The organism is Rosistilla ulvae (assembly GCF_007741475.1).
Classification (GTDB): domain Bacteria; phylum Planctomycetota; class Planctomycetia; order Pirellulales; family Pirellulaceae; genus Rosistilla; species Rosistilla ulvae.
The window spans coordinates 1,355,886-1,377,647 of sequence record NZ_CP036261.1 but is presented as its reverse complement, the minus strand read 5'-3'; the positions used below and the strand labels follow the sequence as shown (position 1 = coordinate 1,377,647).

Here is a 21,762-nt window from a genome sequence, read left to right as displayed (position 1 = left end):
ACTTATGGCCAACGACCCCATCGATTTGCTGGCACCAGGATTGCGCGGTTGGACGATCGCCGATCGCTTTGATTTTGCAGAGCGAGGCGAGATCTCGCTCGACTCCGGAACGCTTTCGATCGGCAAGGGCCGACCAGCCAGTGGGCTCAGCTATCGCGGGCCGCAACCGGGCGACTTCTACCGCATCGCTTGGGAGGCTCGCCGCACCGTCGGCAGCGACTTCTTCTGCGGCCTGACCTTTCCGATCCGCGGCAGCCACGCGACGTTGATCGTCGGCGGCTGGGGGGGCGGTGTGATCGGGATCTCGAACATCGACAACATGTCGGCTGTCGAAAACCCGACGACCGAATATCGCGAGTTCGAACTGAACCGCTGGTATCGGTTTGAGATGGAGGTCAACAAGACGGCGGTGCTGTTTGCGATCGATGGCGAGCGAGTGATCGATCTGGATCACGACGAGCACAAATATTCGGTCTGGTGGGAACAGGAGCAGATGGCGCCGATCGGGCTGGCCACCTGGGATACCGCCAGCGAGATCCGCAAGCTGACGCTGACGAATCTCGACGGCTGATGTGTCGCTGCGATGCCGAGGGATTTGCGTCGCGCTGACGACACAAATCAAAACTGAACGGAAGAATGAAAAAGAGCCTGGCCGGAAAGTTTCCGGCCAGGCTCTTTTTGTTTGAGTTGTATGAACTCGCGGCGATCCTATTGGTCGGCCAGCGGTTCTTTCTTCTCGGTGATCACTTCACACTTCTCCGCTTCGTCAGCGTTCATCTGAGTGTATTCCGACCATTCGTCGGGAACGTTGTCTTCGTGGAAGATCGCTTCGACGGGGCATTCGGGTACACACGCTTCGCAATCGATGCATTCTTCGGGGTGGATGTAAAGCATCTTCTCACCCTCGTAAAAGCATTCGACGGGGCAGACGACAACGCAATCTGTATATTTGCAACCGAAGCAAGGTTGAGCTACTACATGAGTCATTCTTGAAAACCTTTCTGGATCTTTTCTTACGCGAATCTGGATGGGGCCTTGGGGAGCCAGCCGGCCAGAAAACTCACATCCCTGAATTCAGTTGATCGGTAACGTACCTGTCACAGCACCAATCTTTTCCAATTTCCCCGCAGACACAAGACGACAAACGACCGCATAAAGGTTCGCGCTTGCATCAGTCGGAATCGTAAAGCTCCAAACGACTTATGTCAACGAAACCAAAGCTCCAAATCACGCGATCGGCCTAACATTTTGCGGGCTCTCTATTGAGATCCGATCTCGCTAAGCCGGCTCGGATTCATCACTCGGTTCCCGGCGACCAAGCGTTCTGCGCCCGCCATCGCAACCAGTGGTCGGAGATCACGATCGCGACCATCGCTTCGGCCATCGGGATGAACCGCGGCAGCAGGCAGGGATCGTGGCGGCCGCGCGTGCGGATCGTCGTCGCCTCGCCCGAACTGGTCACCGTCGCCTGTTCGATCGGCAGGCTGCTGGTCGGTTTGACCGCCGCGCGAAGCACGATCGGCAACCCCGTCGAGATACCTCCCAACATGCCGCCGTGCCGGTTCGACTTGGTTGTGATCTGGCCATCTTCGCCGGTGGTAAACAGGTCGTTGTGTTCGCTGCCACGCATCGTCACACACCCAAACCCGATCCCGTATTCGACTCCCAAGACCGCGGGCAGACTGAATAACGCCTTGGCCAGATCGGCTTTCAATTTATCGAACACCGGTTCGCCCAGTCCCGCCGGGATGTTGGCCGCCACGATCTCCGCCGCACCGCCGATCGAATCGCCCGCTTTGCGGACCTCTTCGATCTTGGCGATCATCTGCTGGGCGACCGCTTCGTCGGGACAGCGGACGATGTTCGGTTGGCCGTCGGCGAACTCTTCCACTTGCTGCAGCGTGACGCTCGCCGGATCGGCGATCTCCGCTTTCAGATCCCCCACCTGCGCCACGTAGCCCAACACGCGGCCGCCAAACGCTTCGGCGAGGATCTTCTTCGCTAGCGCCCCAGCCGCCACGCGGGCTGTCGTTTCGCGAGCGCTCGAACGTCCGCCGCCGCGGTAGTCGCGGAAACCATACTTCTGATCAAACGTGAAATCGGCGTGCCCCGGCCGATATTTGTCTTTGATGTCGGAGTAGTCTTTGCTGCGTTGATCCTGGTTGCGGATCAAGATCGCTACGCTGGTCCCCGTGGTCCGCCCCTCGAAGACGCCAGCGAGGATCTCCGGTTCATCCGACTCCTTCCGCTGCGTCACGATCTTGCTTTGGCCGGGCCGGCGGCGAGCCAGATCGGGCAGCAGGTCGTCGACTGAAAACGGAATTCCAGCGGGGACGCCGTCGATGATCACGACGTTACCGGGGCCGTGGCTCTCGCCAGCTGTCGTAATTCGCAGTGCCTGTCCGAACGAGTTGCCTGTCATGGGGATCCGTTTCGTAGCTTGAAGTCAAACTGTCCCCAGTCGCAAAAATTGACGCAGAAACCAGGGATTCCTGCCGGGAATCGTCAAATGCAGCCCCGAAACGCGTGCCAAAGGGCCTTATTTCGGTCAAAATCTTCGAGTGCAAAGGTTTCACTTGCGGGACGCTAATACCGTACCTAAGATGAAATTGAACGCCAACCGACGGCAATTCATCCGGCTTATACCGGTATTTTGTCAGAAATCTTCTCCTCCGAACAGAGACGCAATTCTTGACACTCTCGGACATCGATCGACAACTGCTGGATCGTTGCTTGGACAACGAGCCTCAATCTTGGGAAGCGTTTATCGATCGCTTCTTGGGGCTGGTGGTGCACGTCGTCAACCACACCGCCACATCGCGCGGCGTTACGCTCCCCGTTGCGGAACGAGACGACATGGTTGCGGAAGTCTTCCTGACCCTGGTCAACAACGACCGAGCGGTGCTGCGTCGCTTCCGACGTCAGAGTAGTCTGGCGACCTATCTGACAGTCATCGCCCGCCGCGTGATCGTGCATCAATTGGCAACCGCCCAGCGGCTTGCGGCTCAGAAAAATCGCATCGCCAGCGAAGAGACACAGATCAGTCCGGTGGAACAGCAGGTCGAGGATCGCGATCAATTGGAGCAGATGCTCGCGCGGCTCGATCCTAAAGAAGCCGATGTGGTCCGGATGCACCATCTGGAAGGTAAGACCTACCGCGAGATCGGCAATCATCTCGGCCTGCCCGAAAACAGCGTCGGCCCAATGCTCAGCCGTGCCCGCGACAAAATGCGTCAAAGCCAACCGGGCGTCTAGCCGGTTGCGATGAACGCCTCAATATTCTTTTCTTGAAGGCGCTCGCTGCCAAAATGATTGAGCCACCGAGGTCACCGAGCACACAGAGAGAATCAATCCTCCGTGGCCTCTGAGCCCTCTGTGGCAAAAACATCCCGAATGGAATCGAACACGCTAACCGGTGGTTTGAGCGTAGCGAACTCTTTGCGGATTCAGGGCCGAAGGCCAGGCGATTTGCATAGCCCAGGCCAGCGGCCTGGGACCCCGTCGCACGCGAACATCGAGAGGGCCAACGGCCCGGCAATTTGTTGGCGAATCAATCCGAACTCAGAGCAAATCGCCGGGCCGTTGGCCCTACGGATTTAACGCGGCAATCGCCAACCCCAGGACGATGGCCTGGGCTATGCAAATTGCTGGAGCTTCGCCCCGCCAAACCAAGACAAACCCGGCCCCCAACCGCGAAATCAATCGCCGCCCCCCGACGGGGTCGCACATCGATCTGCGATCCCTTCGGGAGCGCCGCGCTCGGGGCCCTATGTGGCATCGCGCTTATTCACCGACCGCGGCAGCTTGGCGTGAGAGCGGCCGCGGCGTCTGTTCCAGAGCTTCCGCAGTGCCTCCGCGACGCCAATCGGCGACGCCCGTCGCCTCGCCGGTCTCCAGGTCGATCATGATGCTATGAGCGGCCCCCTGGCGGCGTGTGGGCGACAGATCGACGTGATGGCCGCGGGCTTCCAGATCGGTCTTCATCGATTCGAATAATCCACGGCTAGTCGATTCGAAACGGATCTCGTCGGGGAACCACTGGTGGTGAAACCGCGGGGCTTCGATCGCTTTTTCGAGCGATCGATTCATAAACAACGTCTGGACCAAGATCTCCGTCACGGTGTTGATGATCGTCCGGCCGCCGGGGCTGCCAACCAAAAGTTTTGCCTGGCCATCGACGCGAACAATCGTCGGCGATTGGGAGCTAAGCATCCGTTTTCCGGGAGCCAGCAGATTCGCGGCGGTTCCGATCTTCCCTTCCTTGTTGGTGTAACCGGGATACCAATTGAAGTCGCCCATCTCGTTGTTCAGCAGAAAACCGGTTCCGGGAACGACGATCCGGCAGCCGAAAGTTCCTTCCAAAGTGTAGGTGTTACTGACGGCGAGGCCATCGGCATCGATGACCGAGAAATGAGTCGTCTCGGGGCTCTCGTAGGGCCCTTCGCTCAGCGGGATCGATCCGGCGATCGCTTCGCTAGGCGTTGCGACGTCGGGGCGAATGGTTTTGGCAAGTTCGATCGCGTGCTCATCGGTGAGTAGCTGTTTTGGAATCTCGACGAATCGGGGATCGCCCAGCCAGGCAGCCCGTTCGCGAAAGCCACGTCGCATCGCTTCGACCAAATAATGAACCTGATCGGTTGTCCAGAAAGCATCCGCCGCCGCTGGCAGCGGAATCGCTGCGAGCATCCGCAATTGCATCAACACTGTGATCCCACCCGACGACGGCGGAGCGGCTCCGAAAATTTCAAACTGGCCGATCTTGCCGGAGATCGCTGGCTGGATCTCGGCGGTGTAGTTCTTTAAGTCGCTTTTGGAGATCAGACCACCGCTGCGCTTCATCTCGGCCACAATCTTGTCGGCGATGGATCCATCATAAAAAGCGTTTGGCCCCTGAACTGCGATCAATTCCAGCGTGTCTGCTAGGTCGGGTTGAACCAACACGTCTCCTGTCTTCCAGAACCTGCCTGCGGGATGGCCGTAGACTCGCCGCAGTTCGGCGAACCGCGGTTCGGTTTGAATCGACTTCAGCTTCAACACCGAATTGAGCGAGTACGCCAAGTGTTCGTCGACAACAAATCCATCGCGAGCCAAGGCAACGCACGGCTTGATGATCTCGTCCCACGGCAGCTTGCCATATTTTTCGTGAGCCAACGCCATGCCGCGGACCGTTCCAGGGACGCCCGCCATGCGGCTGTGGTGCCGCTGTTTCCATTTGTCAAAGCTGTATTCGTCGACGCTTGCCGGAGCTGTTTCGCGATAGTTGACGCAGACGACCTCTTCGTCGGGAGGAGCGATCATCATGAACCCGCCGCCGCCGATATTGCCAGCTTCCGGCCAAGTGACCTGCAAACCGAAGGCGACTCCAATCGCCGCATCGACCGCGTTGCCGCCTTTGGCAAGTATCTCCCGTCCTACCTTGGAAGCTCCGGCTGTATTCGATACGACAACTCCACTCTTGCCCGTTGCCACATCGACAGGCGTGCGATCCGGCAACGGGAACTTCGCCTGGGCATTGGCGACGCCGCTGAACAGGAACGCTGCAAAAAGAGTTACAACGACCCTCGTCAACAGACACTTTCGGGATGACCTGAATCCAGGTTGGAACGATATAAACATTGTCTTCATCATCTTTGCAGGTAGGACGGAAAGGAGAGTTGGATAATTCGTGGGCATTCGAATCACTTCGAATGCGTCGGCGGGGAAGGTGAATGAAAGGTGGGTAATGATCGAGTACTCGTGTCGACACTGGCTAGGCGAGCGACTGACAAGTCGATGTTTCGTTGTTAGACTCAATTATCTTTTCTATCTCAATCGGCGGGCTATTCAAATCAATGGTCTTGCTGCATAAATGTACGAACCACTTTTAAACAATTGATTCCAAGTGCACCGTATCGGAGATAACGATGGCTGACGGTTCTCATTCAAGCAGTGATTCTCATCCGTTGAGCGACGCCGCCTCGCCAGCACCGCTCTCTCCGTTCCACTTGGCTGTTCAAGTGAATGACTTGGCGGAGGCTCGCAAGTTCTATGGTGAACTGCTCGGTTGCAGCGAAGGACGCAGCGCCAGTACTTGGGTCGATGTTAACTTTTTTGGACACCAGTTTGTGTGTCATCTCAATCCCGACAAAACGCCTGGTGGGATTCACTGTAACGAAGTCGATGGGCATGGGGGTGCCGGTTCCACATTTTGGAATTGTCCTCGACATGCAGCGTTGGTCCGCGCTCGCCGATCGATTGAAGTCAAAAGGTGTTGAGTTTGTGATCGCTCCCTATATCCGATTCCAAGGTGAACCTGGCGAACAGGGAACGATGTTCTTTTACGACCTGTCGGGAAACGCAATCGAAATGAAGGGTTTCAACGACATGAACGCGTTGTTCGCAAAGTAGTCTCCGGTGGTTAGCCATCGCTTCGTGTCAGCCACGCGAAGCGGGCGGTGTCGTGGCGGGGGTGCGAGCCAATGTTTTGGCGGCGTCGATCATTCGAGCTTCTCGAACCCAAGTGCTGCGGTGGAATGCGGTGAGGAAATCAGGGGAGACGTCGCGACAGCCCTCTTCACAGATGGCGTGATAGTTTGGGTGGGGCAGCAATTGCGAGTCGAGCAGCTGCCGGCCTTCATGCGTTTCGGTGCGGCAGGAAAGGAAATAGCCGATCTGTGGAGCGGAATCCATCGCGTCCCAAAGGATTGTCCAAGCTGGCAACAGGTCGTAAGCCGACTCTCGTTCGACCAACGCCATGATATCCACAGCGTCTAATTCGTATTGGATTCCGTTGAACCAGTCGTTGGAATCATTGCTGGATCTCGCATTGAGGACGCCGAAGCGCCCCTCCGCCTCCTGTTCGCCATAGATCTGCCGGCCGCGGGGACTCATCACGTATTCGTAGACCCGGCGAGCCCCCATCACAAGTACGGGACGCGCCGACGAGACGCACTGTTCACTGAGCGTACGACGTGCAGAACTCCGATTCATCAGGCTGCCATATCCGACCAGGGGCAGTCGGACCGGGCTGTCGGGGACGATATCGATGGTGTTCCACGGATAGAAATGCTCTTCGGCAACCTCCCACGGATCGCCAAGTGGCAATCGGCAAATGGCTTCGCCCGAAGCGGCGGCGAATCGATCGATAAACAAGAATCATCCCTTCGCAAAAGCTATCGTGCCCGGGAGTCGTGAATTCTCACCCAAGCGTGACCGTTCACCCGCGATGCGAGTCTCAGTTCCGTGGCTTGCTGCCGGCCCAGCGGATCCCTTCGACCATGATCGAATTGGGGCCGCCGGACGATTCGGGATGCGGGCTAAAGCACAGAACTCGCCCGTCGTGAAACATCGTTCGCACGATGGCGTGAGTTCCAACCATGGCACCCACTGGGGCACCCTTCTTCGCGATCTCGGTCTCGTAAGTTGCTAGGACTTCGTAGCCCGGAAGTTCAGGATTGTCGTGAGGAATCAACAGTGGGCCCTGGCCGTAATAGACTTCCAATTCGGAGGCTTTCGATTTCAGCACGTTGCGTCCGCTCGGAGAGAGCCCCAACGAGACGGTTCCGGTTCCGCGAGCCCAGTGGCTGCGATCCCAAACTCTCGCGTTGACGATTCCTAACGACCACGTGTACTGAGACGATGCGAGGTAGGATCCGGCGCAGATCCCGACATAGCCGCCGCCGGACCGGACGAAGCTCTTCACCACCTCGCGTCCTTCTTCGCCCAGCTTTTCAGCCTGCTTGCTGCCCGATCCACCCGGCATGATCAAGACGTCGAACTTCTCCAAGATGCCTTTTTGGATCTCTTGCGGAGTCACGCGGACCGCATCGAATCCTGCGTCGCGGACCAGGATCCGTTTCAGGTTTTTGGGGCCGTTGGCCGATCCGTCGGAATGGTCATAAATCGCAACGCGAATCAGCGTGTCGCGATCCGTCCCCGGCAGCGATTCTGCGCGGACGATTCCGGTGGCGACCAGGACGCAGAAAAGCATCAACTGGCAGAGAGTTGTGATCGAACCAAGGAGAGCTTCTGGAAAGGTAGCGGTTGAACGTTTCATGGGTGAAGACTTTATTAGGTTTCAATTAGTCGGCGTGCGTCAATCAAGTTGGCGATGTGACTTAGTTCGAGGAGGTGGCGAAGCTCGAATCATTAAACACTGGCGGCTTGGGGGCTGGTTTCGCCAAGGCGATGGTTTTCGCTTCTTGCAGTTCCTTCGACATCGCTTGCATCGCGGCATGGGCCGCTTCGTTGTGTAGCTTTTTGATCTCCTGCACCGGTGCCTTTCCTTGGGACCACCGCTGTTTGGCGCGAAGTGTCGTTGTTAGCAGACGATCTTCGAGGGCCCACAGATCGCTCCAGATACCTGGCAGCAAGTCGCTGTAGATCGCTTCTTTGTCCGGTGTTAGGCTCCATTCGCGAAGCGTGATTGCGATCTCTCCAATTTCTCCACCACGCTCGTCCGTCAGATCATCGGCGACGCCCGCGACAACAAACGATGGGACCGCGATGGTGAATTTGGGATCGCCCAGCATCGTCCACATCGTGGTCAGGCGAGGATCTTCGCCGGGGCGGACGCCATGGAACACGGCGGCAGAGACGGTGGTCGTGCGGCTGATCGTGTTTTTGGTTGCGATTCGCGTGGGCAATGTTCCCGGCTTGCCGTTGACCGAACCTGGCAGCGGGTTGCCATTTTCGTCGCTCAAGTCTCGAGCGCATTGCCGAAGGACTTCTTCGACCGAGATGCCATCCGAAGCTGTCAGTTCGAGAATTCCACATGCTCGCAGGTAGCGATCGCTCGACGAGACATCGCTCAGTTCAACGGGACTCGGATTCGCGCCGAGTTCCTGAGCGGTCGTTGCAAAGTTGGAGCGAACGATGTAGCCGCGTGGGGCGATCTTGGGATCGTTGGCGTCAAACATCTTGTACTGCTTGGGCCCGGTTTCAAACAACGCAGCTCCGCCTTGAGCATCGATGACACCAAAGTTTGCGATCGTTGCCCGCCCCGTCGTGTTGGTCTCTTTCAGTAGCTTTTCGAAATCGGCGACCGTCGCACACGTTTGCAACGCCATCCGCATCAAGGTGCCGTTGCCGGGGCCCGACGTCTTGCCTTCGATCTTCAAATCTTTGCTGAGTGAATTTTCGATGCAGAAACCCGCCTCGTTGACACCCATCCAGACCGACGATCGGCTGCCCGCATTGACGACGGCGATCGCTTTGAATTTCCCGCCGGTGATCTCCGCCATTTCGTTGTGCAACCGACTGCCGTAGTCGCGATTCTTCCACAAGATTGGACGGCCATCGGGGGTTGCGCTTCCGCTGATCACAGCCGTCGTGCAAGCCAACGTTTGGGCAACCATGCCGTTTTCGGTAAGCAGTAACAAGAGCGGAAGCATCACTGTCAGAAGGCGGGATCGCATCATGATTTTCATCGTTGCGTTCTTCTTGTGCAGAGGTGGGGAGTTTCAGGTGGGGACGCGCGGAGCTGCCTGCTATTTAAGCAGCAGCTGCCTAGGGTCTAGGAAATATCATCGAGTTGCGGCGCCGTATCAATGCTGTAATGCGCAAAAAGAGATCCATTCCGTCCTAACTTCAAAGGCTCCTAGTGCTTTGTCAGGCTTTGATTTTGGGGTAGAGGGATTTTAGTTTTGTTCTCGCATCTTTGACTTGGAATTGCCAGTCAACGCCACGCTGTCTTCTGTTTGAGTGTGAGGACCACGCCTGTGTTTCCTTTCTCAGCGGCGCAATCGTCGCGAATCGACGACCGTTGATACACTGCCGCGTCATTGAACTGAGTTCGTTCTCAGCCGCGTTGAGCCAACTTCCATGCTTGGGTGTGTAACGGAACTCGATGCGACGAACCAAGGCACGGGCTTTTTCTGGCTTAAAGGCCTCGTAGAAGGCGCCTTTGGTGTGGGTATTGAGATTGTCACATACCAGGATGATCTTCTTCGCCTTTTTGTAGCGTGTCGTCAGCAGTGCCTCCATTTCGATGGCCCAATCGACCTTGGTTCGCTTTGGACGCACGGTGACTTCTCTCCATCCGGCCAGCGGCTCGGTGAACATGAACACGCTGGCGGTTCCGCACCGTTCATACTCGTAATCGACGCGTCGAGCATGATTGCGGGTCGCCGGGATCGGCGTTCGCGTCTCTTTGTGAAGCTGGACCGGCTGTTCGTCCATGCACACCACGGGATAGTCCGAATCATACGGTTCTTCGTAGGTATCTAGGACTTCTTCCATGCACGCTACAAATTCGGAGTCGGCGTCGGGTGGAATCACCCAATACTGGATCTTGCGATTGGTCATGCCGTTTTTTTAAGCGTTTGGCGAACGGTTTCGTAGCTGATCGAGTCCACGATCCCCAGTTCTACCACGTGGTCTGCCAACAGACGCAGCGACCAACTCGCGAACCCTTTGGGAGGTTTCCCCAACCGCAAGGCGATCACTTTCGCTTCTTGCTTTCCGTCAAGCGTCTTCTCTCGCGGGGCGCTCAAACGCGGTTTCCCGTGCAGCGCCGTATCGAACCCTTCGGTCACCAAACGTTTGCGAAGATTCTCCACGGTCTGAATCCGACACGCCAAAGCTTCCGCGATTTTGGCGTCGGTCCAGCCAGGTCCTTCCGTGTCAGCTTTGAGAAGGATCAGCGCCCGCCGTACCTTCTGCGAGGAGCCTTTCAGCTTCTTTACAATCGCCTTCAGTTCTTCCCGTTCTGTATCCGAAAGCCGAACGATATACTTCTTAATCATCGAATCCTCCGTGACTCGTGGGGCAATCGACCTACAAACTCCCGGATTCTTCCAATTTAGGAAACCCCAATTCCTAAGCCTGACAAAGCACTAGCGGGGTCCTTGCGAATAGACGCAGTAAATTACAAGAGAAAACGGAGGATATGCACTTTGGGGCCGAACGAAGTGTTTTAGAGATTCTCCCCCACTACCTTTCGCCCAAATCGAGCGGCTTGGTCTCCCACACAGGGAAACGTTACCGCGTGCATTTGCCACGACCGACAACTCGGGGACCTTTCAACTGGAGACCCCGCAATACGGTGAAGGCATTCCTGAAGGAAGCTATCTGGTGCAGATCCAATCGAGCGACCAGACGATCGATTCGCAATCGGGCAAAAGTGTATCGATTCCGATTGTCTATGGAGAGAATGGAATCGAAGTCATCACGATTTCGAGCGATGGCGAAAAGACGTTTACGTTTGATTTGAAAAGTCGCCCCAAGAAGGGTGACTATGTTTCCGAAAACTCGATGGCGGAAGCCTGATTTCGGATGCGGGTCAAAATCAATCAGCCACATCGATGGCTGATTTTGGGGCGACTATTGCAGCCACGCCCATCCGGTCTGTTCCGGGCGATCGAAGCCCCATGATGCGGCGAGGGCGTCGGCGGCTTGTTCGATGTCGGTAATCTCTCCCCAGCCGCCGTTGTGCAAGTGCGCGTGAGCAAACTCGTGAGCGATCACGTATTTGGCAAACGCCTCGGTCGCCCGGTCCAGCTTCGGCCGCAGCACGACACAGCGACTCCCTTTGCCAACCGCTCCGGGACTGGCGATGAACAGCCGCGATCCCTTGCCCGGTTGATAATCTTCGATCGCGACGTCGAACCGTGGATCGCTGGCGAAATCCAACTGCACGTCGCCTGGCAACGCGTGCAGTACCTCCAGCACGCGTTGTTGCAGCGACGGATATTCGGCAAACGGTTTGATAAAGGTCGCAAATGCCTCGCGGTAGTCTGACATAATCGTTCTGCATCAACCGGCGATTCAAGGATCCAAGAAACGGAAACTGTAGGCTAGCCGATTTCGATTGCCTGCGTCTTCCGAACCGCAAAATATAACGTTTCGCCCTGCTGCCCCCAACTGCCCCCCGGTTCAAAGTCATCACCGCATCTCTCATCGCCGTCGCGGATCATTAAGATTCGTCGATCGTGTGATTGAGCGGCGCTTTGGTTGTCTCTAGCCTAGGGCGTCGCACGTCCCCCAAACTGGACCGTCTCAGGCAATCGGCTAAACATCTAAGGATAACACGATGAACTCTCAATCGCCCGCAACGCAGCCGACAATCCATCGAGGAAACAAGGCTCGCGAACGCCTTCTCTCGACAAACATGCCGCAGCGTTTGGCATCGCAGACAAACACGATTGCCCGCCGGTCGATTGCCGTTGCGATCCGAACGTTGGCGTTGCTCCTGTTCGTCGGGGCTGCTGTCTCAACCTTGCTAACGAGTACGATGAGTACAGTCGTAGCCGAGGAGACGGCGCCGCCGGTTGAGTTTCGAATTGGATTTTTCAATATCTATTTGGGACTGGCCAATGCATCGCATCGCGCTGCCGTTGTGCGTCAGATCCAACGCACTGCTCCGGATATCATGGGGCTCAGCGAGATCAACGACGCGGACCATTCAATGCTGCGGACGTTGGTCCCGGGGCTGCCCAACGTGGTCACTCAGCCCGGCGGCTTGCAGCCGGCGTTGCTCACCCGTTATCCGGTACTGTCGTCCGGATCGCTTGGCTCCAACGCACCAGCGAACGAATTCCGACGCAAGCACTTGTGGGCAGTACTCGATGTGGGGCACGAGAATCGGAACTTGCTGGTCTACGTCGTTCACACCGAATCGTGGTGTTACAAGGGGCCGTGTGCAAACGTCAAAAGACCCGCGTTGGAGTTCCCGCGGGCGATCGAATGGATTCGGCTCAAGCAACACATCCAAGCGAAGCTCAAGCAAGATCCCAATCTCGAGGTCGTCGTGATGGGAGATTGGAACGACGATAATCGCAGCCCGCAAACCGACGCGTTTGCGTCTGAGCCCGAAGGAGTGTTCGGCGGGTTTGCGTTGGGTGCGGATATCGACTTTCCCGTCCAGCACGCTCCGTATCCCAATTACCAATGTGAGCAAGCTGGGCTACGGTTGCTGGAATCGACCGACACCGATGGCAACCGCAACACGGTATGGGCTGGAACGCCGAATCCGGCGCTGCAGACCGCCGTGAAAATCGATTACATCGCCCACAGCGAGGGCGTTGAGGTTGCAGGGCACGAAGTGCTCAATTCCGAAGTCAGCGACCCGAATGCGGGACTGCGGAAATACGGAGAGCCGTTGAACTTCGGTGATTCCCGCGCTGCCAGCGATCACTTGATGGTCTTCGCCGACATGGCGATCCAGTAGTCTTCGCAGCGGCTGGGAACGCAAGAGACCGAAAAACCAGATCCGCCAACATCATTTCTCGTTGAGCTCGATTGATCCAGTCAACGGATCACCGATAGACGCCGCGATAGGTTGTTCCTTGGCTGACCTGCGGGACGTAGCCGCTGGCCGGCGCGTAGGGTGGCTGTTGGGGCGCGTATTGCGCTTGCGGCGGCGGATAGCTTGCCGCCGGAATCGCCGCTTGAGCCTGCGGCGGTGGGGAGTTTGGCTGCGGGTAATTTGCTGGTGGCGGACTAGCGGTTGCCGGCGGAAAACCTGGCAGCGGCGCGTAGCTGGCTTGCGGTGGCGGGACGGTGTAGGTTGGCGGCACCGGGCTCATCGGCGGCTGGCCGATCCGGGTTAGATCGATCGGCCGCTCGTTGCCATCTTCAGGCATCGCAAACAGTCGCGGATCGTCCGACAACAACTGGTTCACCGAATACGAACCGATTTCGATCTTCAGCGCCAGCGGTTCGCCTCCGTTGGGTGTCAACCGCAGTTGAACATCGTGCGGCAGGCTGCATTGCACTTCCTCGAAGTAGCGAAAATCCTCTCCCGACGCGTTTGCCAGCAAGCGACCATCGGGACCGTACAGCAGCAATTCGGTGACAACACCCTGCCGCTGGTCGATCACCATCACGCGGCGATACGTCCCGTCGACCATCGGTTGCGACAGCTTCAGTTCCAGCTTGCCGTCGGCTCGCACCGTCGGCCCTTCTTCGATTTGATTGACGTCGATGTGAGCCATCCCCAAGGCGTCGACCAACCACGTCGGGTCGACCGGCAGGATCGCTCGCTGCAATTGCCGTTGGTAATCTTCGTGTCGAGCAAAATAAAGACTGGTTCCCATCCCTTCGGGAATCTTCATCCAGAACAGCTCTTCATTGCTCCCTAGATCCATCCCGCTCCCCATCACCACCGGCAGGCTGGCTCGCATTCGGATTCGCCGCGGACGTTCGAGAGCGAGGTTCGCGCGCAGGCTCGGCAGCGCCGGCATACTCAAGACCTTGATCGATGCCGACGTGCTTTGCAGTTTCTCGATCCGGTCGGTTCGATTCACAGCTGCCGCCAATTCCTCGCGCGACGGAGTCCCTTCGAAGATCTCCGGCGGCGGACTGAAATCGGTGACCGCTTTGCCACGATAACAAGTTGCACCACCGGCGACCCAGGTCACGGACAGCGTCAGCAAAATCTGCAGCCAGCGTTGGCGATGCGATGGTTCCGAGTTGGGGCCCCGTGGATTCATGATTCCTCGACTTCACAGTAGAGCAGTTCGGTCAATTCGTCGCGGATCTGATCCCGCTCTTCCCGCGGGATCTCGCACTCGGCGACTTCGATTTGCGAGTTGTCGGCGATCACCTGGACCACCAACATCCCTTCGACTGCCCCTTCTTCATGGTCCAACGGGCGGACGACCCGCTTCCGCATCAACATCAGTGCCAGCAGATAGCGGACCGCTTCGCGATGCGGTTGTTCGGACATTTGTTTCAGCAAATCCAGCAGGACATGGTTGGGCGCCAGCTTCATCCGGCCCGCTCCAGCCTCGGGCATTTTGCCCTGCCACCAACCGATCGCCTCTTCGGGCGGTCCTTCCCAAGCCTCCGCCGAGATGTCTTTGCGCGCGAAGTCCTCATCGTCTTCGAAGACGACCGAATAGAACGTTTCGCCAGGTTTTAGCGGCCGATCCAGGACGCTGCAGCGTCGCGAACAACGGCTAACTTTATATTCCGACAACAAGACAGAAGTGCCTCAAACAACAGCCGATTCCGGCGGCCGGAACGTTTTCCCGGCCACTAGCAAATGGTCAACGACCTGAGCTTCTACCAAATCGGAAACAGGCAAAGCAATAGACATGAAAGGCGTAGGAGTCGGGGGCATGGCTGTGTTTGCACCATGCTAGCAACGGCGCTACGTGAAGCGATCGAAACCCAAATTTGGCAAGAAACTGCGGGGGCGACGTGAGTTAGCGAGCTGCAAATATCTCCGTCTCTGTAGCAAGCGAGTGTTGGCACGCACCTCCCTATTCTGACTGTCTGCCCTGTTCCTGCAATCAGCGATGCGAATCAGCGATGCGAATCAGCGATGCGAATCAGCGATGCGAATCAGCGATGCGAATCAGCGATGCGAATCAGCGATGCGAATCAGCCTCGTCGAACCCGGTTTCGGAAACCCTGTCAAGCCCCCATGTTGCAAGATAGCATCGTGGCTATTTGTCGAATACTATTTCGACGTAACTTCAAACTGGAAGGTATTCGGGCCGGTGGTTAAAACGTCCGCCGTTAGCTCACTTTCGAGGTTATATTTAGTGGGGATATAGTTTTCCTCGCTGGCATCCATCCCAGGCGTGCCGCCACTTACTGGGCGATAGGCTACGATTTCGACGCGTCGCGACCCTGGTTCCACCTGGCCTGCATATTTTCCATCTACGATCTCAGTGCTATCAATTACCCCTTCGGCGATTGTCTTGAAATAGATAAATCCCTTCGGAAGCGGCTTGCCGTCGATCATCACTTCACCGCTGACGTCGACGCGTGTTGGTTCGGAATTTTCCTGAGTGCAACCGAGCGAAATTGCGGATGACGCGACCAAAAGTATCAGCCAGATTCGTGGTAACATTTTGCTTGTCCTCAATTGTAATTTTCCAATCGCCATCGCAATACTGTCATTGTGCAATGAATGTGAACAAAACTGCTAGCGGCTGGAATTGCCGCTAGCAGTGTAGGATTCGAACCATCGTGATTCGTTGTTGGCTAATAATCTGCGATCACCTGACCATCGTCGCGGGTTGCGAGCCTCGCCAGAGTATCGAGCGTAATGGTTTCGGCGATGAAGCGAATTGAACCATCCCCCATCAACGCAACAACGCCGCCGGGGTGGGGCGAGTTGAGGGGGATATTGGCAGCTCCATCACTCCCAACACCGGTCCCTGACCTGTCATTGCTCCAACCCCTTGTCTTGTTGATAGGGTAGCGAATCGTCGACATGGCAAACGAGCGATTATCGGAGTTGAGTGTCATGTTGGGCGGCGAATCGGAACTTTTCACGCCAATCGCCCAACCCCACGATTGACTAGTGCGGTAGTCAAGCTTTGCTCCACTTGAGGACGTCAGGAAATTGCTATGTTCGCTGACGGCTAAGCAATTGCTTGTGCCATCGACGATGTCAGCAAAACGGGTTTTACTGTTCGGGTAGAGCAAGCCGCCAGCGCTCATTTTCCCGCCACTGGGGGCATGGATCGTTCGCGATTCGGTATACCCGGGAATCAAGCCGTTGTCGGCACCGCTGATTCCAACATAGTCGACTGCTGCCGAAGTTGAAATGTTGGCGCAAAATTCTGGCAGTGGCGAGGAAGGGCAGCGATACTGTTCCATCTTGTTACCGCTGACAACAGCCCGGTTGTTGTTGTTGAAGACTCCAGAACTGCCGTAGAATTGCCATTGGTCATAGATCGTGTTTCCTTCTACAAACGGCAGGATGTAAACCAACCAGTTGCTACCCCAATTTGTTGTCGCTGTCGCGTCGGTCCCAAACGGTGCTTGATCTTGAGCTCCACCAGGCGGAAATCTCTTGTAGGTGTCATGGTGATTATGCAATGCCAAGCCGATCTGCTTGAGGTTATTTGTGCATTGCATACGACGAGCCGCTTCGCGGGCGGCCTGGACTGCAGGCAAAAGCAAGCCTACGAGAATTCCGATGATCGCAATCACTACCAGCAGTTCGACTAGAGTGAATCCACGTCGCGGTTTCATAGGAGATAGATACATAAAAAAACCTTTTCACAGGGAAGAGACAGACACCTAACATTTAAACACACGGAAAATGCCGCCACATTGAACGGTAACACTTCAACAGCCATGATGATTTCAATGAAAATGCGTCACTATTGCAGTGCCGAATGGGCTGGAACCGATCGATCATTGCTCCGTTATTTCCGAGCGTCTCCATTTCGATGCCGCAACCGGCAACAAGATAGTAGTACTGGCGGCATATTACACCAGACAGGAGGGAAATCCACCCCCATGTGCGGTTTCACGGTTAATCTCTGCACGTAGAGCTCGTGGTAGCCAAATGCAGCGGCTTTTGGGCATGAATTAAAGAGGGGAGCTGGCCGAGCTTGCAGAAGGGCCTAATGAAGCAAGTCATCGACGGGCGATCCGACCTCCTGGGACGGTCAAAACAACAGTCCCTCTTCGGCAAGACGAAAGTTCTGACAGACGGGTCTTGTCTTTCAAAAATTTACGCCACCGACTGCACGTTCGACGCGGCATCGATGTTCGTGCAATCGAATACACCCTGGATGATCCTCAGCGGACCGGCCACGGTGAGACGCCTCGTTTGTTGAGTCCAATAGTGGACGAGGAAACCAATCCGAGGCAGACGATTATCGTTCTGTATCGCGAGCGTTATGAAGAGGAGATAGCGATTGACGAAACAATACCCCAGTTGCGTTGCAGTCCGCCACTGCGCATACATCGTCCCGCCGGAGTGGTTCAAGAGACCTACGGCTTTAACTGATCGCACATTTTGTGATTCGCAAACTGGAAGTCGAATCGTCGGCCCTCGCAGGCCCTGTCGCCTCGTCGCATTTCATTCACCACGACGGTCAAAGTCCTCCGCAACAATCTAGGTGAGGCTTCGCAATCCCCCGTACTGTTCCGTCAGTGGTACTGACAATTTGATCGACGAGATCAGTTTGCAAGGGCTTGAACCGCGTCAATCTACGCGTCATAAGACGCCGTGAAACGCCAAAAACACCGCGATCCCCGCTCCTAATTCACAAATTCGACGAAACCATTTGTCCCCTAACTTAGCGGTCTTGGGCTTCAGCCGATTGCTCCACGCATGCCTACTGCGTCCGAAAGAACGTATCGCGGCGGCCGCCATTGCCTTCGACAAACCGGATTTTAGCAAAACACTGCGGGCAGCGTCCCTCGTAAAACGCTCCCCCTTTGCGGTCGCGATAGACCCGCACGTAGATGTTGCAGCAAGAGAAGACCACGCCCAAAAACGGTTTGGCTTTGCTGTCGCCGCCGCGACGGGCCGAACCGTTGGGATCACTCGTTAAATCAAGCTGTTCAGAAGACTCCATCCTGGCAACCCTGCTAGCAATACAAGGGAACGCGACGCATCGACTCAGCCGTCTATTTCGGCCAAATGGCGATCTATCGATTAACCGCGATTTCGATCCGCTGCAATACTTCTTCGCGTCCCAGAATTGCTAGCGTTTCAAACATTCCAAATCCGACAGCCTGACCGGTCGTGGCAACGCGCAAGGCGTGGATGATCTGGCCGATCTTGATCCCCTTGGCTTCGACAAACGCCTTCACGGCGACTTCGGTTCCGGCGACGCTGAAGTCGTCGGCTTTACCGAGTTCAACGGCCAGGTCTTTCAGCAGCCCCACAGCCTCTTCGGGCTTGCGGATTCGTTTTTCGAAATCCTTCTCGACGTAGGTAAGTTGATCGGCCGAGATGAAGCAGAATTCATAATCGATGATATCGCCGGCTACTTTCAAGCGATCGCCGACCGCTGCCACGATCTGGCGGACGCGCGACCGCGTCGCGTCGTCGGCTTCCGCAACCCACCCCGCTTTGACAAGGAACGGCAGCGCCATCTCGACCTTTCGATCGACGTCGAAGTCGGCCATGTGATCGGCTTGGAAAGCCAACAGCTTCTGCGGATCGAAGCTGGCCGGGCTCTTGTTCACCCGAGCCAAAGTGAAGTGTTTGATCATCTCCTCGCGAGTGAACCGTTCGGTGGAACCGTCCAGCGACCATCCCAGCAGCATCAGATAGTTCAAGATCGCATCGGGCAGGAAACCGATCTCGCGATAGAAATCGACGATCACGGGATTAAAAGTGTTGGCATCGGTATCCATTCCGATCCGGTCGGCGATCCGTTTTCCGTAGTCGGTCAGCGCCGCGAAGTCGCGCTGCTTCAGATATTTGTCCAGCTTCCGTTTGCTCAGCTTCGCCGACCCGCCCGGTTCAGCCACGTAAGGCAGGTGCGCGAACTGCGGCAATTCGAACCCAAGCGATTGGGCGATGAAGATCTGCCGCGGCGTGTTGGGCAGGTGCTCGGCGGCGCGAACGACGTGCGTGATCTCAAAATCGTGGTCGTCGACGACGGTCGCCAGGTGATACAGGCACGAACCATCAGCCCGTTGGATCACGTGGTCCTGCTCGGCCGCCCAGTCGACGCGGACCTCGCCGCGGACCAGGTCGTCGATTTGGCAAACCCCTTCGCGAGGCATCTTCAACCGCACCACGCCCGCTCGTCCTTCGGCCTCGAACGCCGCTGCTTGCTCTTCGGTTTCCGCCATCCAGCGTCGGTCGTAGACGAACGCGCCCCCCGCCTTCTCAGCCGCCTCGCGCTGCTGCTGCAATTCTTCCGGCTTGGCAAAGTCGCGGTAGGCGTGGCCCGACTTCAGCAATTGGTCGACAGCTTCGCGATGGCGATCGGCTCGCTGCGACTGATAATAGGGAGCGTGCGGTCCGCCGACTTCGGGGCCTTCGTCCCAGTCCATTCCCAACCAGCGGAAGCCATCCAAAATCGGCTGCAACGCTTCTTCAACGTTCCGCTGTTGATCGGTGTCGTCGATCCGTAAGATGAACTGTCCCCCGGACTGCCGAGCCAACAGCCAATTGAACAGCGCGGTGCGGACACCGCCGATGTGAAGGTAACCGGTCGGACTGGGAGCAAAGCGAGTGCGGATCATAGAATTGACGGGAGGTGTCGAAGAAAACGAAGGGCAAAAAACGCACGCCATCAGCGTCGCATCCAAAGCGGATTTGGCCTATTAGCCTGATCGATCGGGCGAAGATCCGCTAGTCCACCCGGCGGCCCACAGGCTGCATCAGGCAACGTTCCCCAACCACGATCCTGGAGCAAAACGTCGATGTCCGAAAACAAGACCCAGCCAACCGACGCAAACGTCGACGATTTTATAGCAGCGATCGAGAACCCGCGACGGCAGGCGGATGCTTTGACAGCCTTGGCGATCTACAAAGAGATCACGGGCCTGCCGCCGGTGATGTGGGGGCCATCGATCATCGGTTTCGGGACGTATCACTACGTCTACGCGACGGGGCGTGAGGGAGATATGCCGGCAGCCGCCTTCTCGCCGCGGAAGTCGAACATGACCTTCTACGTCGCCGACAGCTTCGACGGTGCCGATTCGCTGTACCAGCGGCTGGGCAAACACAAACGCTCGGTCGCCTGTCTGTACATCAACAAACTCGACGACGTCGACCTCGACATCCTCCGCGAGCTCATCGCGGGACAATACAAGCACGGGTCCGCCTGCTGATCCGCTGGAGTCGAGGCTTCAGCCGACGAACCTCTGAAAACGCGCAGGGCGTTGCCCATGCGGCTAAACGATTGCGATCTAGTTTAACCGCGTGCCCAGCGGGCCGCGCGTTGCGAGAACCTGGAACGCCAGCCGGCGAGACGCTTCGAAAACGCGCAGGGCGTTGCCCATGCGGCTAAACGATTGCGATCTAGTTTAACCGCGTGCCCAGCGGGCCGCGCGTTGCGAGAACCTGGAACGCGAACCGATGAGACGCATTGAAAACGCGCAGGGCGTTGCCCGTGCGGTTAAACGAACAAACGACGCGCACCAACATAAAAACTACTTCGCGTATTGACGCAGCGGTTTGGGCAACGGGAACGAGACCTTTTCCTCGCGGACGGTTTTCAGTTCCACTTCGGCGGCAAAGTGCTCTTCGAGCCACTGGATCGTGGCGTTGACGACCGATTCGGGGGCGCTGGCACCGGCGGTCACCAAGACGGTCCAATCGGCTTGGAACTGGTCGACCGAGAGGTCTTCCGGACCGTCGATCAAGAAGGCGGGGCGATCGGGCGATTCGGCGAGCTCGCGCAGGCGTTGGCTGTTGCTACTGTTCTGGCTCCCCAGCACGATCACCGCATCGGCCTCGTCGCTCAACAATCGAACCGCCTCCTGACGGTTCTGCGTCGCGTAGCAGATGTCATCTTTGGGCGGCCCCTTGAGTTCAGGGAAGCGAGCCTTCAAGCGGTTGATGATCCGCGTCGCATCGTCGACGCTCAGCGTGGTCTGAGTCAGATAAGCCAGCTTCGCCTCGTCCGACACGTCCAACTTGTCGACATCCTCTTCGGTTTCGACAAGAATGATCGCCTCGGGAGCTTCCCCCATCGTGCCGATCACCTCGTCGTGCCCATCGTGCCCGATCAAGAAGATCGTGTAGCCCTGCTTGGCGTATCGGATCGCTTCCAGATGGACCTTGGTCACCAGCGGGCAGGTGGCGTCGATCGCCGTCAGTTTCCGCTGCTTGGCCAGTTCACGCGTTGCGGGGGCGACGCCGTGAGCGGAGAAGAGAACGGTGGCCCCTTCGGGAACGTCGGTCAATTCGTTGACAAAGACCGCTCCTTTGGAACGGAACGTGCGAACGACGTATTGATTGTGGACGATCTCGTGATAGACGTAGACGGGCGGGCCCATCGCTTCCAAGGCGATCTCAAGGCTCTCGACAGCCATGTTCACGCCCGCACAGAACCCTCGCGGCGCAGCAAGGTGAATTTTCATAGTAGAATCGTCTTTATCCCGAGGTCATCAATTTCG

At 57.0% G+C, this 21,762-nt stretch carries 21 protein-coding genes; 6 read left to right on the top strand and 15 right to left on the bottom strand.

Features of this window, described 5'->3' with window-relative positions; genetic code table 11:
• Nucleotides 1-4: 4 nt before the first annotated feature.
• Entirely contained in the window at nt 5-571 is a 567-nt protein-coding gene (locus tag EC9_RS05065; protein ID WP_145342912.1) for a family 16 glycoside hydrolase, read from the top strand.
• A 137-nt stretch (nt 572-708) separates the two neighbouring features.
• On the opposite strand, the gene EC9_RS05060 is transcribed toward EC9_RS05065, so the two are convergent.
• Together EC9_RS05060 and aroC are read right to left on the bottom strand one after the other, a co-directional pair.
• Nucleotides 709-987 carry a ferredoxin family protein gene (locus EC9_RS05060; protein WP_145342910.1) on the bottom strand — a complete coding sequence of 93 codons (279 nt, stop codon included), beginning with the start codon at nt 985-987 and terminating at the stop codon, nt 709-711.
• 310 nt (nt 988-1,297) lie between these two features.
• Nucleotides 1,298-2,422: a chorismate synthase gene (aroC, locus tag EC9_RS05055; protein WP_145342908.1), complete on the bottom strand. Its 1,125-nt coding sequence runs from the start codon at nt 2,420-2,422 to the stop codon at nt 1,298-1,300.
• A gap of 269 nt (nt 2,423-2,691) precedes the next feature.
• Here aroC and EC9_RS05050 point away from each other — a divergent pair, with 269 nt between their 5' ends.
• Nucleotides 2,692-3,255, top strand: a complete 564-nt coding sequence (locus EC9_RS05050) for an RNA polymerase sigma factor (RefSeq protein WP_145342906.1) — start codon at nt 2,692-2,694, stop codon at nt 3,253-3,255.
• A 528-nt stretch (nt 3,256-3,783) separates the two neighbouring features.
• On the opposite strand, the gene ggt is transcribed toward EC9_RS05050, so the two are convergent.
• Nucleotides 3,784-5,568, bottom strand: coding sequence for a gamma-glutamyltransferase (gene ggt, locus EC9_RS05045; protein ID WP_218934592.1), 1,785 nt, complete (start codon nt 5,566-5,568; stop codon nt 3,784-3,786).
• A 567-nt stretch (nt 5,569-6,135) separates the two neighbouring features.
• On the opposite strand from ggt, the gene EC9_RS26880 reads away from it, so the two are divergent.
• Nucleotides 6,136-6,387: a VOC family protein gene (locus tag EC9_RS26880; RefSeq protein WP_246105962.1), complete on the top strand. Its 252-nt coding sequence runs from the start codon at nt 6,136-6,138 to the stop codon at nt 6,385-6,387.
• 27 nt (nt 6,388-6,414) lie between these two features.
• On the opposite strand, the gene EC9_RS05035 is transcribed toward EC9_RS26880, so the two are convergent.
• From EC9_RS05035 to EC9_RS05020, 4 genes are all read right to left on the bottom strand, one after another.
• Nucleotides 6,415-7,131 (bottom strand): hypothetical protein, encoded by a 717-nt coding sequence (locus tag EC9_RS05035; RefSeq protein ID WP_145342902.1) that lies wholly within the window; start codon nt 7,129-7,131, stop codon nt 6,415-6,417.
• Nucleotides 7,132-7,213: 82 nt separating this feature from the next.
• On the bottom strand, nt 7,214-8,035 hold the full coding sequence (locus EC9_RS05030) for a BPL-N domain-containing protein (protein WP_246105961.1): 822 nt from the start codon (nt 8,033-8,035) through the stop codon (nt 7,214-7,216).
• A 61-nt stretch (nt 8,036-8,096) separates the two neighbouring features.
• On the bottom strand, nt 8,097-9,398 hold the full coding sequence (locus EC9_RS05025; RefSeq protein ID WP_145342900.1) for a carcinine hydrolase/isopenicillin-N N-acyltransferase family protein: 1,302 nt from the start codon (nt 9,396-9,398) through the stop codon (nt 8,097-8,099).
• Nucleotides 9,399-9,588: 190 nt separating this feature from the next.
• Nucleotides 9,589-10,721, bottom strand: a protein-coding gene (locus EC9_RS05020; RefSeq protein ID WP_145124286.1) for an IS630 family transposase whose coding sequence is annotated in 2 segments (ribosomal slippage) — nt 9,589-10,286 and nt 10,286-10,721 — 1,134 coding nt in all. Because the reading frame shifts where the segments join, the coding sequence is not laid out codon by codon here.
• A 331-nt stretch (nt 10,722-11,052) separates the two neighbouring features.
• On the opposite strand from EC9_RS05020, the gene EC9_RS05015 reads away from it, so the two are divergent.
• Complete coding sequence (locus EC9_RS05015; protein ID WP_145342898.1) at nt 11,053-11,247, top strand: hypothetical protein; 195 nt, start codon at nt 11,053-11,055, stop codon at nt 11,245-11,247.
• 54 nt (nt 11,248-11,301) lie between these two features.
• On the opposite strand, the gene EC9_RS05010 is transcribed toward EC9_RS05015, so the two are convergent.
• Nucleotides 11,302-11,721, bottom strand: a complete 420-nt coding sequence (locus EC9_RS05010) for an ImmA/IrrE family metallo-endopeptidase (protein WP_145342896.1) — start codon at nt 11,719-11,721, stop codon at nt 11,302-11,304.
• Between the two features lie 490 nt (nt 11,722-12,211).
• Between EC9_RS05010 and EC9_RS05005 the strand changes: the two genes are divergently transcribed.
• Complete coding sequence (locus tag EC9_RS05005) at nt 12,212-13,147, top strand: endonuclease/exonuclease/phosphatase family protein (RefSeq protein ID WP_218934590.1); 936 nt, start codon at nt 12,212-12,214, stop codon at nt 13,145-13,147.
• Between the two features lie 88 nt (nt 13,148-13,235).
• On the opposite strand, the gene EC9_RS05000 is transcribed toward EC9_RS05005, so the two are convergent.
• The 6 genes from EC9_RS05000 to gltX form a co-directional block, all read right to left on the bottom strand.
• Nucleotides 13,236-14,411, bottom strand: a complete 1,176-nt coding sequence (locus EC9_RS05000) for a hypothetical protein (RefSeq protein ID WP_145342892.1) — start codon at nt 14,409-14,411, stop codon at nt 13,236-13,238.
• Entirely contained in the window at nt 14,408-14,902 is a 495-nt protein-coding gene (locus EC9_RS04995) for a hypothetical protein (protein WP_145118369.1), read from the bottom strand. Before EC9_RS04995 ends, EC9_RS05000 begins: the two co-directional genes overlap by 4 nt.
• Before the next feature lie 483 nt (nt 14,903-15,385).
• Nucleotides 15,386-15,781, bottom strand: coding sequence for a hypothetical protein (locus tag EC9_RS04990; RefSeq protein ID WP_145342890.1), 396 nt, complete (start codon nt 15,779-15,781; stop codon nt 15,386-15,388).
• Between the two features lie 134 nt (nt 15,782-15,915).
• Nucleotides 15,916-16,914: a DUF1559 domain-containing protein gene (locus tag EC9_RS04985; protein WP_218934589.1), complete on the bottom strand. Its 999-nt coding sequence runs from the start codon at nt 16,912-16,914 to the stop codon at nt 15,916-15,918.
• A 1,097-nt stretch (nt 16,915-18,011) separates the two neighbouring features.
• Nucleotides 18,012-18,254 (bottom strand): hypothetical protein, encoded by a 243-nt coding sequence (locus EC9_RS04980; protein WP_145342885.1) that lies wholly within the window; start codon nt 18,252-18,254, stop codon nt 18,012-18,014.
• A 73-nt stretch (nt 18,255-18,327) separates the two neighbouring features.
• The gene (gene gltX, locus EC9_RS04975) at nt 18,328-19,881 is read right to left on the bottom strand and encodes a glutamate--tRNA ligase (RefSeq protein ID WP_145342883.1); all 1,554 of its coding nucleotides are present in this window, start codon (nt 19,879-19,881) and stop codon (nt 18,328-18,330) included.
• A 180-nt stretch (nt 19,882-20,061) separates the two neighbouring features.
• Here gltX and EC9_RS04970 point away from each other — a divergent pair, with 180 nt between their 5' ends.
• On the top strand, nt 20,062-20,472 hold the full coding sequence (locus EC9_RS04970) for a DUF1801 domain-containing protein (RefSeq protein ID WP_145342881.1): 411 nt from the start codon (nt 20,062-20,064) through the stop codon (nt 20,470-20,472).
• A gap of 321 nt (nt 20,473-20,793) precedes the next feature.
• Here EC9_RS04970 and ispH read toward each other — a convergent pair whose 3' ends face one another.
• The gene (gene ispH, locus EC9_RS04965; protein WP_145342879.1) at nt 20,794-21,726 is read right to left on the bottom strand and encodes a 4-hydroxy-3-methylbut-2-enyl diphosphate reductase; all 933 of its coding nucleotides are present in this window, start codon (nt 21,724-21,726) and stop codon (nt 20,794-20,796) included.
• Nucleotides 21,727-21,762 lie beyond the last annotated feature (36 nt).

Excerpts from the sequence above, each read along its gene's own strand:
- EC9_RS05025 (WP_145342900.1), bottom strand. The coding sequence starts at position 9,398 with ATGATGCGATCCCGCCTTCTGACAGTGATGCTTCCGCTCTTGTTACTG.
- EC9_RS05000 (WP_145342892.1), bottom strand. The coding sequence starts at position 14,411 with ATGAATCCACGGGGCCCCAACTCGGAACCATCGCATCGCCAACGCTGG.
- EC9_RS05030 (WP_246105961.1), bottom strand. The coding sequence starts at position 8,035 with ATGAAACGTTCAACCGCTACCTTTCCAGAAGCTCTCCTTGGTTCGATC.
- ispH (WP_145342879.1), bottom strand. The coding sequence starts at position 21,726 with ATGAAAATTCACCTTGCTGCGCCGCGAGGGTTCTGTGCGGGCGTGAAC.
- gltX (WP_145342883.1), bottom strand. The coding sequence starts at position 19,881 with ATGATCCGCACTCGCTTTGCTCCCAGTCCGACCGGTTACCTTCACATC.
- EC9_RS04980 (WP_145342885.1), bottom strand. The coding sequence starts at position 18,254 with ATGGAGTCTTCTGAACAGCTTGATTTAACGAGTGATCCCAACGGTTCG.
- EC9_RS05005 (WP_218934590.1), top strand. The coding sequence starts at position 12,212 with ATGAGTACAGTCGTAGCCGAGGAGACGGCGCCGCCGGTTGAGTTTCGA.
- EC9_RS04990 (WP_145342890.1), bottom strand. The coding sequence starts at position 15,781 with ATGTTACCACGAATCTGGCTGATACTTTTGGTCGCGTCATCCGCAATT.
- EC9_RS05065 (WP_145342912.1), top strand. The coding sequence starts at position 5 with ATGGCCAACGACCCCATCGATTTGCTGGCACCAGGATTGCGCGGTTGG.
- aroC (WP_145342908.1), bottom strand. The coding sequence starts at position 2,422 with ATGACAGGCAACTCGTTCGGACAGGCACTGCGAATTACGACAGCTGGC.
- EC9_RS04985 (WP_218934589.1), bottom strand. The coding sequence starts at position 16,914 with ATGAAACCGCGACGTGGATTCACTCTAGTCGAACTGCTGGTAGTGATT.
- EC9_RS04970 (WP_145342881.1), top strand. The coding sequence starts at position 20,062 with ATGTCCGAAAACAAGACCCAGCCAACCGACGCAAACGTCGACGATTTT.
- EC9_RS05060 (WP_145342910.1), bottom strand. The coding sequence starts at position 987 with ATGACTCATGTAGTAGCTCAACCTTGCTTCGGTTGCAAATATACAGAT.
- EC9_RS05010 (WP_145342896.1), bottom strand. The coding sequence starts at position 11,721 with ATGTCAGACTACCGCGAGGCATTTGCGACCTTTATCAAACCGTTTGCC.